The organism is Marinococcus salis, assembly GCF_054971365.1.
The window spans coordinates 1-14095 of sequence record NZ_JBQOJB010000002.1 but is presented as its reverse complement, the minus strand read 5'-3'; the positions used below and the strand labels follow the sequence as shown (position 1 = coordinate 14095).

Sequence of the window (14095 nt, the reverse complement as noted above, 5' to 3'; positions counted from 1 at the left end):
GCTTTTTCTCTTATGGGTACAGCCTGTTCAACAAACGCGGAAACGGTATGGTTTCCCGGACATGTTCAGTGCCTGCAATCCAGCCGACTGTACGTTCAAGTCCAAGACCGAATCCGGAGTGCGGCACGGTGCCGTATTTTCTTAAATCCAGATACCAGCCATAGGCTTCCTCCGACAGGTTGTGTTCTTCGTACCGCCGTTTCATAAGCTCCAGGTCGTCAATACGCTGGCTGCCGCCAATAATTTCCCCGTAGCCTTCCGGAGCAATCAGGTCGGCACAGAGCGCGGTTTCTGGATAATCCGGGTCCGGCTTCATGTAAAAGGCCTTGATGCCGAGCGGGTAATTAGTAATAAATACCGGCTTTTGAAACTGCTCTGCTATATACGTCTCATGAGGCGCACCAAAATCCTCGCCCCAGCTTACTTCATAACCTGCCTCCTGCAGCATTTCAATCGCTTTATCGTACGTGATGCGCGGAAAAGGTGCCTGAATGGCTTCTAGCTTGGATGTGTCGCGCTCCAGCGTAGTCAGCTCCTGTCGGCAGTTGGCAAGCACCGCCTGCACGACATGGGAGACGTACTGCTCCTGAATTTCCAGGCTCTCATTATGATCACAAAAAGCCATTTCGGGCTCAATCATCCAAAATTCAATCAAGTGCCTTCGGGTTTTTGATTTTTCCGCACGGAATGTCGGACCAAATGAAAACACACGCTGAAAAGCGAGAGCCGCAGCCTCCATATACAGCTGGCCGGACTGGGACAGGTACGCGTCTTCATCAAAGTACTTCGTATGAAAAAGTGATGTTGTCCCCTCCGCCGAGCTTCCTGTCAAAATTGGGGGATCGACTTTAATAAACTGATTTTCCCGGAAAAAAGCGTAGGTTGCCTGAATAATTTCATCACGTATACGCAAAAGCGCGTGCTGCTTGCTCGAGCGCATCCAAAGGTGACGGTGATCCATCAAAAATTCTGTCCCATGCTCTTTCGGGGTAATCGGGTAAGGTTCTGCTTCCTGGATAACCTCGAAGCCGGTCACCTGAAGCTCCACGCCGGTTGGGGAACGATCATCTTCTTTCACCGCACCGTCCACATACAACGAGCTTTCCTGAGGAAGATTTTTGGCCTGGGCGAACAGCTCTTCCCCGACTTCATTTTTTACGATAACACCCTGCACGAAGCCGGTGCCGTCCCGCAGCTGTAAAAATGCGATTTTGCCGCTGGAGCGCTTATTGGCCAGCCAGGCGCCAAACCTTACCTCCTGGCCGATATATTGATTTAAACGTTCAATGGTTACTTTCACGTTAGTCCCTCCGGTTCGTCCTGTTTATACTCATTAAATTATTTTTCTACGAAACGGCGTATTCTTGCCACTGCTTCTTCCAGCTGTCCCAGGGACGTAGCGTAGGAGAGCCTCACGTTTTGCGGAGAACCAAATCCGCTGCCTGGAACAACCGCCACGTTTTCTTCTTCCAACAGTGCCTTCACCCATTCGTCCACGTCTTTATATGAGCTGGCTGCTTTTTCAACATTTGGAAATAAATAAAAGGCGCCTTCCGGCTTCACGCAGGTAATTCCCGGGATAGAGACGAGCTTGTCGTAAATCGTGTTCAGCCGTTCGCTGAATGCCTGGCGCATCGTTTCTACAGCACCGTCGTCTTGCGTATAGGCGGCGATCGCTCCGTACTGGGCATTCGTTGTCGGGTTAGACGTTGAATGGCTCGCAAGGCTCGTCATTGCCTTGACAATCGCACGATTGCCGGCTGCGTAGCCGATTCTCCACCCGGTCATCGAATGGGATTTAGAAACGCCGTTAACGACAATAGTCTGCTCTTTTAATTCCGGGGAAAGCTCTGCGATGGATGTATGCTGCTTGTCTCCGTAAATCAGTTTTTCATAAATTTCATCGGAAACGATCAGCAGATCTTCGGCTTTTGCTGCTTCTCCCAGGGCCTCGAGTTCCTCCCGGCTGTACATCGTGCCAGTCGGATTGCTCGGTGAATTAATAATGACGGCTTTCGTTTTGCTCGTTACTGCCTCGCGCAGCTGCTCCGGAAGGATTTTGAACTGGTTTTCTTCCTTGCCGTCGACAAATACCGGCCGCCCGCCGGCAAGCTTAACCTGCTCCGGATAGCTGACCCAGTAAGGCGTTGGAATAATCACTTCATCTTCCGGATCAAGAATGGTTTGAAACAGTGTAAACAGAATATGCTTGGCGCCGGTTCCAACGATGATTTCGTCGCGGGAGTACTCAAGTCCCTGATCCTGCTTGAATTTTTGAATCACTGCATCCTTTAATTCCGGCAGACCGCCGGAAGGGGTGTATTTCGTTTTTCCTTCCTGCATGGAGCGCACCGCTGCATCTATTACGTACTGCGGGGTATTAAAATCCGGCTCTCCGGCGCCAAGGCCGATAACGTCCTGGCCGGCAGCTTTTAATTCATTGGCTTTGGCTGTAATCGCCAGAGTTGATGAAGGGGTAATTTCTTTCACTCGTTGGGACAATTCCATACTTTTTCCTCCTCAATAATTTCCGTGCTCAATCTATCCATAGTTAGTGTAAAGAAAAGCGAAAAGGAGTTCAAGCGTGGTTTAGCGTACTTAGCCCCGGTCCAGGCTGAAGCTTTTCACAAATTCTCCCGTTTCCATATCAATGTACACATAATGCTGCTGGTTTTCCGTCCGGTATTTGCCTTCGTATACCGGACGGTCGTCTTCGTAGCCGGGCGTCACCTTCCGTACAGCGTCAATCCCCTCTATTTCCACTATACGCTCCTCAGCTTCCTGCATACTCAACGTATCAGCAGCGGCCAGGCGTTCGAGCAATTCCCCGTCGTGGAAAAACAGCCAATCCCTGCTGCCGTCATTAGTTTCGACGCGCACTGTTTTTACCGGCTGTTTGCCGTTATAAATAAATGTATTCTGTACTTCGGCAACATTATTTTCTTCAAGTGCCAGCGTTTCTGCACGCTCCTTGTCATCAGCAAGCGGCGCCCGGGCCTGAAAATAGCCGACGACAAGGCCGCCTACCACCAGAAAAACAACCAGAAAGGCTGCAAGCGTCATCCAGTTTTTCACGACATCTCCCCCTATGTGCGGTAAATGGTAAACACCATCTGCTCTTCGTTTTCCTTATCAAGAGAAAGGCCGAACATTAATTCCTCCTGCTTTAACGTGCGATTTAGTGTATCAACAATTTTATACAGATCCGACGACGCTTCGATTTTTACAGAGGCGACGACCTCAAGCTGTTCGTTTCCCATTATTTCACCTCGCCCGGCGTACTATAAGTACGCTTCATTTAATTTACGGTAATGGCGGTTGGCCTCGGCGTTAATTTTTTCTTCATCGAGCGTCAGAAGTTCGCCGTCTTTCATCAGCTGTCTGCCGTTCACAAAGCTGTCAGTGACATCTCTGCCGGAGGCCGCGTACACTAGGTGCGATAAAATATTATCATACGGCTGGAGCGCAAATGATGCACTGTCGAGTAGAATAAAGTCGGCTGCAGCTCCTGATTCCAGCTTGCCGCTGTTGTCAAATCCCATCGATGCTGCACCGTTCTCTGTTGCCATCTTCCAGACCGCTTCTGTTTCTATTGAACTGGGATCCTGAAAGGCAACTTTCTGCATCAAAGCGCCCAGGCGGAGCTCTTCAAACATGTCAAGGTTGTTGTTGGAAACAGCACTGTCCGTGCCAATTGTCACCCTTAGGCCGCGTTTTAGCATTTCCGGAACACGAGCAATACCTGAGCCAAGCTTGGCATTGCTCATTGGATTGTAGGAAATAGTCACTTCCGGCACGCTCATGTCGTCGAGATCCTCATCTGTCGCATGCACGACGTGCGTAAGCATCGCCGGGCGTGAATAAAATCCAATCTCCTTTAATTTCCTGGCCGGAGTCATGCCATAATCGCGCTGATAATCTGCCACTTCCCTGGCCGTTTCCTCAAGATGAATACCAAGCGGCAAATTGTAGCGGTGCCCCGCATCAACAATTTTTTCCAAAAAGTCCGGTGTGCATGTATACGGTGCGTGTGGGAAAAGCATCCCTGTTATTCTTCCGCTTGAATCCTGCTCCCACTCGTTCAAGTCACGGGCGGCCGCTGCAAGCTTTTCGCTCTGCTCCTCCGGCGTTCCAATACTCATCATGCCCTTAGAAATCATTGACTTGATGCCCGAGCTTTTCACGAGTTCATATGTGTTTTGCATGCCCATATGGTACATGTCGAGGAATCCAGTTGTGCCAGTGCGAATCATTTCCGCGAGAGCAAGCTCTGTGCCGGCCTTCGCTGTTTCGCTGGTAAACAGGCGCTCTCTTGGCCACACATGGTTGTTCAGCCATTCCTGGAGCACCACGTCATCCGAAACCCCCCGCATCATTGTCATCGGGGTATGGCCGTGGGTGTTGTACAGACCCGGGCTCAGCCATTTGCCCCGGCCATCCAGAATAATAGCTCCGCTTTCCCTATTCTGGTAGTCTCCCGGGGCTACAGTAATGATTGTGCCGTTCTTCACTTCAATATGGCTTTTGACCGCCCGGACGCCGCGTGCATTTGGGATTGGGTAAACATGCTCGATTACAAAGTGTTCCATTTCTGCACTCCTTTTAACGTTTTTTTGCTTCTTCAAAAAAATCAGCGATACGGTCCAGCACCGCATACATCGGTTCATAATACGTATTGGTGCGGGGAATCGAGTCAATGAATGAGGAGCCGTAGGAAGCCTCCATAATCCTTTTATCAAGGACCGTTACTACGCCCCGGTCATCAGAATGGCGGATCAGGCGGCCAAATCCTTGCTTGAACCGGAGCACAGCATGCGGCAGGGCCTCTGTATAAAATGACCTTTTTCCTTCGCGCTGCAATTTATCCGACACAGCTTCGTAGACGGGGTCTGTGGGCGGGGAAAACGGCAGGCGCACAATAATTACATGCTGCAGCTTTTCACCGGGGATATCGACACCCTCCCAGAAGGCATTGGTCCCAAGTAAAAGAGCATTGTCCTGCTGTTGAAACAGCTTGGTCAACTTGGCATGGGTGCCGCTTGTAATCCCTTGCCCGATAACACTCAATGTCGATTCTTCCGTCCATTCCTTGAGCTGATGATACACCTGTTTAAGCATATTAAACGAAGTAAACAGCACCATTGTTTTACCTTCCGTAATATTAACAGCATGGAAAATATATTCAGCCGCTTCCAGCTCAAAGTCTGCGTGTTTGTCGTTCACCCCGGAAATGTCTTTTGGAACGAGCAGCTGTGTCTGGGACGCGTAATGGTAAGGAGAAGCGATCAGGCTTGTTTGCGGCAGGAAATCATTCAACCCCATTTTTGATTTCATGTAATCAAACGAGCCATTAACCGCCAGGGAACCGGACGTAAGCACCACGCTGTCTTTTCTCATAAACAGCTGTTCACTCAGCTCCGATGCCACTTCCATTGGGCGGGCATAAACGTACGCGGCATTTTTGGCGCCGCTCTGCTCTGCTTCCACCCAGTACACATGCTCAGGCTCCCGTTCAAACAGCAGGTGAAACAGATTGTCCCCAAGTCCGTCCAGCTGTTCCATATATGCATTTAGTTCAGCAAGTTCATTTACACAACTTTTAGCTGATGGCTGGGTTTCCCACACTTTCTCAAACGTTTGCCATTCCTTGAATTCCTGTTCCAGCAGGGCGAGAAAACGACGGCCGGCTTCCTCCACCTGTTCCCATACCGGACCCGCTTCTCCGCCGGGAATAAAGCGCTGGCTGTATCTGCCCACCTCCGAACGACGACGGCCGGAAGACGTGCGGCACCAGCGGGTGAGAAGGCGGAACAGTTCGTCACATTCATACATGAGCACCGCGTGGTTATCCTCGCGTTCCTGGTACCAGCCTGACTCAAACGTGATTCCGGCTTCTTCGCCAAACCAAATGAGCGGCCGTACCACACTCTGCTTCGTATCCAGGCCAAATCTGCGGAGCAGGCGGTTCGCTTTTGTATAGTGCACGGATCTGCCTGCATATTTTCCTGCCGTGTCCGGCAGATGATGCGCTTCATCAATAATCACATAAGGGTAGGCGGCAAATAAATTCTTTCCCTGGTATATGTCGCTTAAAAGCATCGCATGATTGGTAACGACAATATCAGCATATTCAGCTTTGCGGCGGGCCCGTGCATAAAAGCAAAACGCCTCCCATCCTCTTTGGGCATGCTCCTCCTGGTAATGGTTTTGACGCAGACTTTCCCACAGGGCATTTCTGCGGCCGCCGGCCATATTTATTTCATCCAGATCCCCGTGCCTGGTTTCCGTCAGCCATACCAGCACCTGGCCGAGGCCAAGCGCTTCTTCGAGCGAAAATTGGCGGTGCTGCAGCCATTTTTCAAACCGCTGAAGAGAGATATAGTTGCTCCGGCCTTTTAAAACTGCCACAGAGATCCGGTCGTCAATGAGCTGCTCGAGCAACGGCAGGTCCTCATTCATCAGCTGCTCCTGCAGGGTAAGTGTCTGAGTGGAAATTAAGATTTTTTGGTTATATGTACGATGGTATTTTACTGCCGGAAGCAAATAAGCTAGCGTTTTCCCCAGGCCGGTGCCGGCTTCTATGACAGCATGAGACCGCTCCTTAAACGAAGCATAGACCATTTCAGCCATCTCCAGCTGCCCCGGGCGCTCCTCAAAGCGTTCCCAACCGCTTCGTTTAGCATGGCCTTTGCTGAGGGTTTCCTTAAGCGATACGCTTCTCTGCTCCGGCTTATCCGCTGGAAGCTCTTTACGGAACACAATGCCGTGGTTTTCCTCTAAATCGTAGGGAAGCTGCTGCGGTGCTTTTGCAATGCAGCGTTCAATATACCGGTGGAGATCACTGTGCAGAAAGCCAGCCAGCCGGTCCAGATGGTGGAGCACAGCCTTCGGTAGCATAGCAAGTTTTTTACGGATGGATATCCACAGTTCCGCCGTGACGAGGGCGTCACTGTCCGCCCGGTGTGGACGATCATGGTCGAGGTCCAGCCACGACGTGATCTGCGACAGCCGGAACCCCGGAGCTTCGGGATAGGCCAGTCTCGCACACTCCACCGTATCCACTACGGCTCCCTGAAACAGCGGGAATCCCGCTTCCTGCATGCCGGCATTGATAAATGCCAGATCAAACTGCACGTTGTGTCCGACAAAGGCGGCATCCTCGAGCCAGGCAGTTAAGGTGGGAGCTATTTCGTAAAACTCGGGGGCGTGCTCTACATCCTGGTCATGAATGCCCGTAAACTGCTGGATAAAAGGAGGAATCGGCATATGCGGCTGGATAAAGGTCGAAAGAGTGTCAAGCACTTGTTCATCCTCCATCAGCACTGCGCCGATTTCAATTATTTTTGCTCCTTTTCTTGGAGAAGTGCCGGTCGTTTCTACATCTATGACTACATATTTTTGTCCCATCTGCCTGCCTCCTTTCTTCCGTTACCCGGACGGCGGATCATCCAAAATTTCGCCGCTGTGCACCGTCTGGGTGTTTCCGTCTGACCTTTGAACCTGCAGTGCCCCTTCCTCCGTTATACGAAGAGCTTTTCCTTCTACTGTCTGCCTGGACGTCTCTACCTGGATAAAGCTGCCCAGAGTATCAGCCTTGGCGGTCCAGGCTGCTTTGACTGCACCAAATCCATTCGTTAAGTATTCATTATACCAGGTCTCGTAGCTTTTTAAGATAGAAGCGATAACCTGCGGACGGCTCTGGCGGACGCCTGCGTACTGACGGATAGAGCCAGCTTTTTCAGCAAGTTCTTCAGTGAAATCCCCGTCGTTTTGATTCACATTAATACCCATGCCGACAATGACCGTCTGTACTTCATCCATGTCTGCCTGCATTTCCGTTAGTATCCCTGCGACTTTTCTTTTATGAATGCGTATATCGTTCGGCCATTTAATCGTCGTCGGCTCCGGCAGATAATTGTCAAGCGCCTCGGCAAGAGCTACCGCTGACAACAGAGTGAGCTGCGGAGCGTAGCGCGGGGGCACCTGCGGGCGAAGCAGCAGGCTCATCCAAATGCCTTGTTCGGGCCTGCTCTGCCATACGCGCCCAAGTCTTCCGCGGCCCTGCATCTGTTCATTCGCGACCGCAATAAGTCCTTCTTTGGCTCCTTTTTCAGCTTCTTCCCTCACAATTTCCTGAGTGGAGGTAACGGTATCTTTATAAATAATCGGGCGGCCGAGACGTGCAGTTGTAAGATGAAGCATTATTTCTTCTGTGCCGACACGGTCGGGAATACGCACCAGCCGGTATCCGCGCCGGGACGCTGCTTCAATTTCGTACCCGTTTTTCCGCAGTTCTTCAATTTGTTTCCATACAGCAGTACGGGACACCTGCAGGTCATCGCTGATTTCCTGCCCGGACACCGGGCGATCCTGGTGAGCCATCAACAGCTGCAGCAATCGGTTTTTATTCATCGTTCTTTTTCCTCCAAATAGGCTAACAGCTTTTGTTCACTGTTTTCTACCTTTTCGTTCACAACCGCCTTTTCCAATAATGCTACTGCCTCTCCAATCTTCGCCGTGCCCTTGTAGGCCGGCATTAAAGCGATGGTCTTCGGCGGAAGCGCAAGCTCCTGACTGGAATGGATTGGAAGACCTTCCCATTTTCTTTTCCATTCTGACCTGGGGCGTCGGTGGTAAGCAAAATACTTCCACTGTTTAAGTTCTTCAAGATCCGCCACCTGCTGCGGCCCGAAATAATACAGCCACTGCAGCCACGTATCGGGGGAAGCGGGGACGTCGATCCGTTCCAACAGCCAGCGGCACTGTTTTCGTGCCTGGTTGGAAAACCTCCATCCATGCAGCATGTTCAAGCTTCTATGCCCATACAGGGCGTATAATAAAGCTGCCCACGAAGCCTCTTTGCCAGCAGGGAATTGTACAAGCGTCGAATGATAAAAAAAGGCGGACACCGTTTGTACTGCTTGCGGAAAATACGAAAACAGACGCAGCTCCCTCATGTTTTCCAGGGCGTCCAGCCGCTTTTGGCCCTCAAGCAGTCTGGTAATTTCATCACGTATTCGTTCCACAGCGGTATGTGCAAGACCAGCCGCAGCTGATTCTGCTGCCCGCTCGACTCCCGGGTCCAGCGAAAATCCGAGGACCGAACTAAACCGAAACGCCCGCACAACCCGAAGCGGATCAAGGGAAAAGGTCTGTTCAGCCGGGCCCGGCGTGCGCAACACCCGCTGCCGGATGTCTCTCCGGCCGTTAAATGGATCTATTACCATGCCCTGTTCATCTGCTGCTATCGCGTTACATGTAAAATCCCGCTGCTGCAGGTCCTCTTCAATTGTTTTTGCCCCTGCGCGGAATGGGGTAACCTCCACGATATTCTTTCCACTCTTCACGAGCAGGGTTCCGTGTTTTTCCGACGGCTTCACTGCGTGCGGAAATATAACCGAAAGTTCCTTCACAGTCGCGGCGGCTGCTATATCTATATCACTCGGCTCCCGGCTCATCAGCCCGTCGCGCACGGCTCCCCCTACCACGTAGGCATCGATGCCGCGCCGTCGTAACGTCTTGATAATATGCAGCCCTTCTTCCCACGTCTGCCCTTCGTTCATTATTCGTCCCCCATGGTCCGGCGGTACACTTCTTCGTATTGGGTTACGATGCGTGAGGAGGAGAAATGTTCTTCCACCACGTCGAGCGAACGCTGCTCAAACCGTTTCATTTTGTCTGGATCAAGTAGCAGATCCACCGCCTGCTGGGCGGCTAGTTCCACAGCCCCTAGCGGCACAACATAGCCGGTTTCATTATGAAAAACTACTTCAGGAATGCCTCCAACATCCGTGCCGATTACTGGCACTCCGCACGCCATTGCTTCCAGCGCGGCGAGTCCGAAGCTTTCTTTCTCGGAAAGAAGCAGCATCAGGTCAGCAATATGCAAATAGTCGGCGACCTCCCGCTGATTGCCTAAGAACAGCACATCCTGGTCAACGCCTAGTTTTTTTGCCTCGGCCCATGCCTTTTCCCGGTCCGGTCCGTCCCCGAGCATGACGAGCTTGCAGGAAACTTCGGTCTGTACTGCTGCAAATGTGCGAACGACGTCTACCACTCTTTTTACCGGCCGAAAATTAGAGACATGGAGAAGCACTTTTTCGTCCTCATCAATATTGTACGCTTTTTTTAAATCCTTTTTATCCTTTTTCGGGGCATACACCCGTTCATCCACGAAATTGTATATTGTATGAATATCACGGTCGACTTCAAGCATATGCCGGGTCTGGTTAACTAAAGCGTCAGACACCGCCGTTACTTCATCCGAACGCTGAATGGCGTAGCGGATAATGTCCCGAAGCGATGAATCATGTCCGAGAACGGTAATGTCAGTGCCGTGCAGCGTTGTTACTACTTTCACAGGATGGTCGGTCATATCTCTGGCTAAAATCGCACAGACAGCGTGAGGTACGGCGTAATGCACATGCAGCACGTCAAGCTGCTCCCGGTTGACCACTTCCGCCATTTTACTTGCGAGTGTTAATGAATAAGGCGGGTACTGAAACACTTCGTACTGATTCACGGAAACTTCGTGGTAATAAATATTCGGTGAGGTTTCGGTTAAACGATATGGGATGGCCGAGGTGATGAAATGGATCTCATGGCCTTGTTCAGCGAGCAGCTTGCCGAGCTCCGTCGCAATCACTCCCGACCCTCCTACCGTCGGGTAGCACGTTATTCCAATTTTCATGCTTAGTCACTTCCTTGTTTGCCGGGCACCTGTTGAAAAAGCATCGGAGTTTCTGCGATAAACCCTTCCGCGTAAGTCACTCCCGTTTCTTTGCCGAATAGTCGGTCTCTTGCCTGTATCGTTTCGAGGTACCCATCCGTAAGCGGCGTACTTGTGGCCTCTTCTCCCGGATTAAACTGGCTTTTATACGCCCGTAATGCCGCTTCTTTGTCACCGGCGGCCGTGGTGATATCCACATAAAAGGTCGGCCGGTGGTAGCCGTTAATCATGTAGTAGTACATGTCTGGCACCTTGTGGGCATTTTCATCCACACCCGGATAAAGCTTAACCCCCGCATCAAACAAAGCCCGCTTAACGATATTCCCGGCATCGCCGTGGTCCGGATGCCGATCGATATAGTAAGGGGCAAATATCGTGTCCGGCTGGATGCGGCGGATCAGCTGCACAAGCTGCGTGTACTCTTCCTGGGTTACTGCTGTAAGCATCCGGTCTCTCCAGGTAAGCTGCAGCCGCTGGGCACCGAGGATTTCCGCCGCACGCTCTGCTTCCTGCTGCCTTGTTTCCACCGTGCCGTTGGATGAAAGGTCCCCCTCTGTCAGGGAAAGCATATAGACATTGTCGGTTTTACTGTGCTGCGCTACCGTTCCGCCCATCCCGATTTCGATATCATCAGGATGGGCTCCCACGGTTAAAAGCGTTCGTTTATGTGTCATATTGATCTGTGGACTCCTTTAAAATCTCCCGAAAGGCAAACAATCCGTGTTCCAGGCCTTTAATCAGCACTTCAGCCGCAGCCATATTTGTTGCCAGCGGCACCCCATGTACGTCAGCAAGCCTCATCAGGGCCGTAATATCGGGTTCATGAGGCTGTGCAGTTAACGGGTCCCGGAAAAAAAGCACCAGGTCCACCTGCTGTTCCGCTATTTTTGCCCCGATCTGCTGATCGCCCCCGAGCGGCCCGGACTGATATTGTTTTACGTGCAGGCCTGCTTCCTTCTGCAGTCTTCCTCCGGTGGTTCCTGTTGCTGAAAGAGTATGACGCTCGAGAATATGTCTGTAGGCTTCGGCAAACCGAATGAGGTCGTCTTTTTTCTTATCATGGGCAATCAATGCGATATTCATAAAAAAGTCCCCTTACTCCAGAATATTTTCGAGGCCATACACAAGTTCTTTCATCGTGATTACCTGCTCGATTGCAAATTTAACTCCCGGCATAAACGACGCACGGTTAATCGAGTCGTGCCGTATAGTGAGTGTCTGGCCTTCACCGCCAAACATTACCTGCTGATGAGCCACCAGCCCTGGAAGACGGGTGCTGTGAATCCGCATCCCATCGAGCTCCGCCCCGCGGGCTCCCGGCATGGTTTCTTTTTCCTCCGGGTGCCCCTGGGTTTTTTTGGCCCGGTTTTCTTGAATCAGCTTTGCTGTTTTCACGGCTGTGCCAGACGGAGCGTCGAGCTTACGGTCATGATGGAGTTCAGTAATCTCTACATCCGGGAAGTAGGCCGCTGCCATTTGTGACATTTTCATCATCAGAACAGCACCAATGGCAAAGTTTGGAACAATCAGCACTCCCCGCTGCTGTTCCTTCGCTTTCTGCCGCAGGCGTTCAAGATCTTCATCAGAAAAACCGGTAGTCCCGACGACAGGTGCCAGTCCATAATCGAGCGCTTTCTCTGTATGTACCTTTCCAATTTCCGGAGTAGTCAGATCTACAAACACTTCTGCTCCAATCTCGCTAAGACACTGGTCGACGTTCGTATAGACGCGAGCTTCCACGTTGGGCATGCCTTCGATATCGGAAAGCAAAGCACCCTCGTATTTATGATCCACTACGGCAGCGAGCTCCAGGTGGTCTTCTCTTTCAATCATATGTACAGCTTCTTTGCCCATGTTTCCTCTTGGCCCGGCAACAATAACGCGGATTGATTCAGTCATTTGTCATTCTCCTTTTTCGTCCATCTATCCTGATCTCTTGTTTCAAACTTGTCCATTACGATACGAAAGGCTTCCTCTAGATCAATATCAAGTGAATTCGCAAAGCAAATAAGCACAAACAGCAGATCACCCATTTCTTTATCCAGAGATTTATGCTCTTCGCTTTCTTTTTTCGGCTTTTCTCCGTAGTAGTGATTAATTTCTCTAGCAAGCTCGCCCGTTTCCTCGGTCATTCTTGCAAGCATGGCCAGCGGACTGAAATACCCTTCTTCAAACTGGCCGATAAAGGCGTCTACCTTTTCCTGCATATCTTTCATTGTTATTTGTTCCTGTGTCATACCGGCTTCCTCCCCTCAATCGTATAAAAATCCTTTTGGTTTGACAAACATCGATTGCCTCCTGCTGCAGGCTTTACTATAATGTAACGGTTGATACGAGCTTTCCGGCCAGAGAGGAGGAATCATTATTAACGTTTGGATACATACCCGTAATATCTTTTTTGTCGTACTTGGCTCTGCCATTATGAGTTTTGGACTCGTCTATTTTAACATGCAAAACCAGCTAGCGGACGGCGGCTTTACTGGTATTACCCTAATTCTTTATAATTTATTCAATATCAACCCAGCCTTCAGCAACCTTTTTCTAAATATTCCAGTTCTGATTTTGGGCTGGCGGCTGCTTGGCCGGCACGTGTTTGTCTATACGCTTATAAGTACAGCCGCTGTCAGCTTTTTTCTATGGCTGTTTCAAAAAGTCGATCTCCTCCGTCTACCGCTCCAGGATGACCTTGTGCTTGTCGCCCTGTTTGCCGGAGTTTTTGTTGGTTCAGGGCTCGGCATTGTTTTCCGGTACGGCGGTACGACCGGGGGAGCCGACATTATCGCCAAGCTTGCAAGCAACGTATTCGGCTGGACGATGGGGCGGTCATTGTTTATGTTCGATGCTTTCGTAATCATTGCTTCCCTGTTGTATTTGGACTACCGGGAAGCGATGTATACACTTGTGTTCGTGTTCGTGGCTGCGCGGGTCATCGATTTTATTCAGCAGGGCGCATACTCCGGCAAAGCTGCCATGATCATTTCCGATCAGGCGCCGGAGGTAGCTGATGCCATTTTACAGGAAATGAACCGAGGAGCGACCATATTAAATGGAAAAGGAAGCTTCACCCGCCAGGAAAAAGAAATACTTTACTGCGTGGTCGGTAAAAATGAACTGATGCGTCTGAAGCATCTTGTCGAGCGGGTGGACCCCCATGCATTTGTTACAGTTAATGATGTACAGGATGTTATTGGCGAAGGCTTTACTCTCGATGAAAACAAAAACCCGCTGCAATGAGGAAATCCCCAGGCTCTCAGTGTCTGACAGACAAAAACACCTGCGCCGATCGTTATGAAGTGACCTAAATAAATGAGACAGATAAAAGCACCTCTCACGTCGTATTCGTAGTAGGATCGACAGATGGAGGTG

The 14095-nt window shown here is 50.7% G+C and carries 14 protein-coding genes; 1 reads left to right on the top strand and 13 read right to left on the bottom strand.

Going from position 1 to position 14095, the window contains the following annotated elements:
- Window positions 1-10: 10 nt before the first annotated feature.
- The 13 genes from asnS to ACTTK6_RS01840 all read right to left on the bottom strand — a co-directional run bounded on the left by asnS (window position 11) and on the right by ACTTK6_RS01840 (window position 12966).
- On the bottom strand, window positions 11-1300 hold the full coding sequence (gene asnS, locus ACTTK6_RS01900) for an asparagine--tRNA ligase (protein WP_094908083.1): 1290 nt from the start codon (window positions 1298-1300) through the stop codon (window positions 11-13).
- Between the two features lie 38 nt (window positions 1301-1338).
- Window positions 1339-2508, bottom strand: coding sequence for a pyridoxal phosphate-dependent aminotransferase (locus tag ACTTK6_RS01895; RefSeq protein WP_079476564.1), 1170 nt, complete (start codon window positions 2506-2508; stop codon window positions 1339-1341).
- A gap of 90 nt (window positions 2509-2598) precedes the next feature.
- Window positions 2599-3075: a PepSY domain-containing protein gene (locus ACTTK6_RS01890; protein ID WP_462832490.1), complete on the bottom strand. Its 477-nt coding sequence runs from the start codon at window positions 3073-3075 to the stop codon at window positions 2599-2601.
- 11 nt (window positions 3076-3086) lie between these two features.
- Window positions 3087-3260 (bottom strand): YpmA family protein, encoded by a 174-nt coding sequence (locus ACTTK6_RS01885; protein WP_022792243.1) that lies wholly within the window; start codon window positions 3258-3260, stop codon window positions 3087-3089.
- A gap of 21 nt (window positions 3261-3281) precedes the next feature.
- Window positions 3282-4589 carry an amidohydrolase gene (locus tag ACTTK6_RS01880; RefSeq protein WP_179124125.1) on the bottom strand — a complete coding sequence of 436 codons (1308 nt, stop codon included), beginning with the start codon at window positions 4587-4589 and terminating at the stop codon, window positions 3282-3284.
- Window positions 4590-4602: 13 nt separating this feature from the next.
- A complete protein-coding gene (gene dinG / locus ACTTK6_RS01875) occupies window positions 4603-7407 on the bottom strand; it encodes an ATP-dependent DNA helicase DinG (RefSeq protein ID WP_462832489.1) in 2805 nt (934 codons plus the stop codon).
- 21 nt (window positions 7408-7428) lie between these two features.
- Window positions 7429-8412, bottom strand: coding sequence for a biotin--[acetyl-CoA-carboxylase] ligase (locus ACTTK6_RS01870; protein ID WP_462832488.1), 984 nt, complete (start codon window positions 8410-8412; stop codon window positions 7429-7431).
- Window positions 8409-9563 carry a hypothetical protein gene (locus tag ACTTK6_RS01865; protein WP_462832487.1) on the bottom strand — a complete coding sequence of 385 codons (1155 nt, stop codon included), beginning with the start codon at window positions 9561-9563 and terminating at the stop codon, window positions 8409-8411. The genes ACTTK6_RS01870 and ACTTK6_RS01865 overlap by 4 nt, the downstream gene beginning before the upstream one ends.
- Window positions 9563-10690, bottom strand: a complete 1128-nt coding sequence (bshA, locus tag ACTTK6_RS01860; RefSeq protein ID WP_462832486.1) for an N-acetyl-alpha-D-glucosaminyl L-malate synthase BshA — start codon at window positions 10688-10690, stop codon at window positions 9563-9565. The genes ACTTK6_RS01865 and bshA overlap by 1 nt, the downstream gene beginning before the upstream one ends.
- 2 nt (window positions 10691-10692) lie before the next feature.
- A complete protein-coding gene (bshB1, locus tag ACTTK6_RS01855) occupies window positions 10693-11403 on the bottom strand; it encodes a bacillithiol biosynthesis deacetylase BshB1 (protein ID WP_462832485.1) in 711 nt (236 codons plus the stop codon).
- A complete protein-coding gene (gene mgsA / locus ACTTK6_RS01850) occupies window positions 11393-11812 on the bottom strand; it encodes a methylglyoxal synthase (protein WP_079476572.1) in 420 nt (139 codons plus the stop codon). Before mgsA ends, bshB1 begins: the two co-directional genes overlap by 11 nt.
- A gap of 12 nt (window positions 11813-11824) precedes the next feature.
- On the bottom strand, window positions 11825-12628 hold the full coding sequence (gene dapB, locus ACTTK6_RS01845; RefSeq protein ID WP_079476573.1) for a 4-hydroxy-tetrahydrodipicolinate reductase: 804 nt from the start codon (window positions 12626-12628) through the stop codon (window positions 11825-11827).
- Window positions 12625-12966, bottom strand: a complete 342-nt coding sequence (locus tag ACTTK6_RS01840) for a nucleotide pyrophosphohydrolase (protein ID WP_079476574.1) — start codon at window positions 12964-12966, stop codon at window positions 12625-12627. Before ACTTK6_RS01840 ends, dapB begins: the two co-directional genes overlap by 4 nt.
- Before the next feature lie 127 nt (window positions 12967-13093).
- Between ACTTK6_RS01840 and ACTTK6_RS01835 the strand changes: the two genes are divergently transcribed.
- Window positions 13094-13963 carry a YitT family protein gene (locus ACTTK6_RS01835; RefSeq protein ID WP_079476575.1) on the top strand — a complete coding sequence of 290 codons (870 nt, stop codon included), beginning with the start codon at window positions 13094-13096 and terminating at the stop codon, window positions 13961-13963.
- Window positions 13964-14095: the final 132 nt, after the last annotated feature.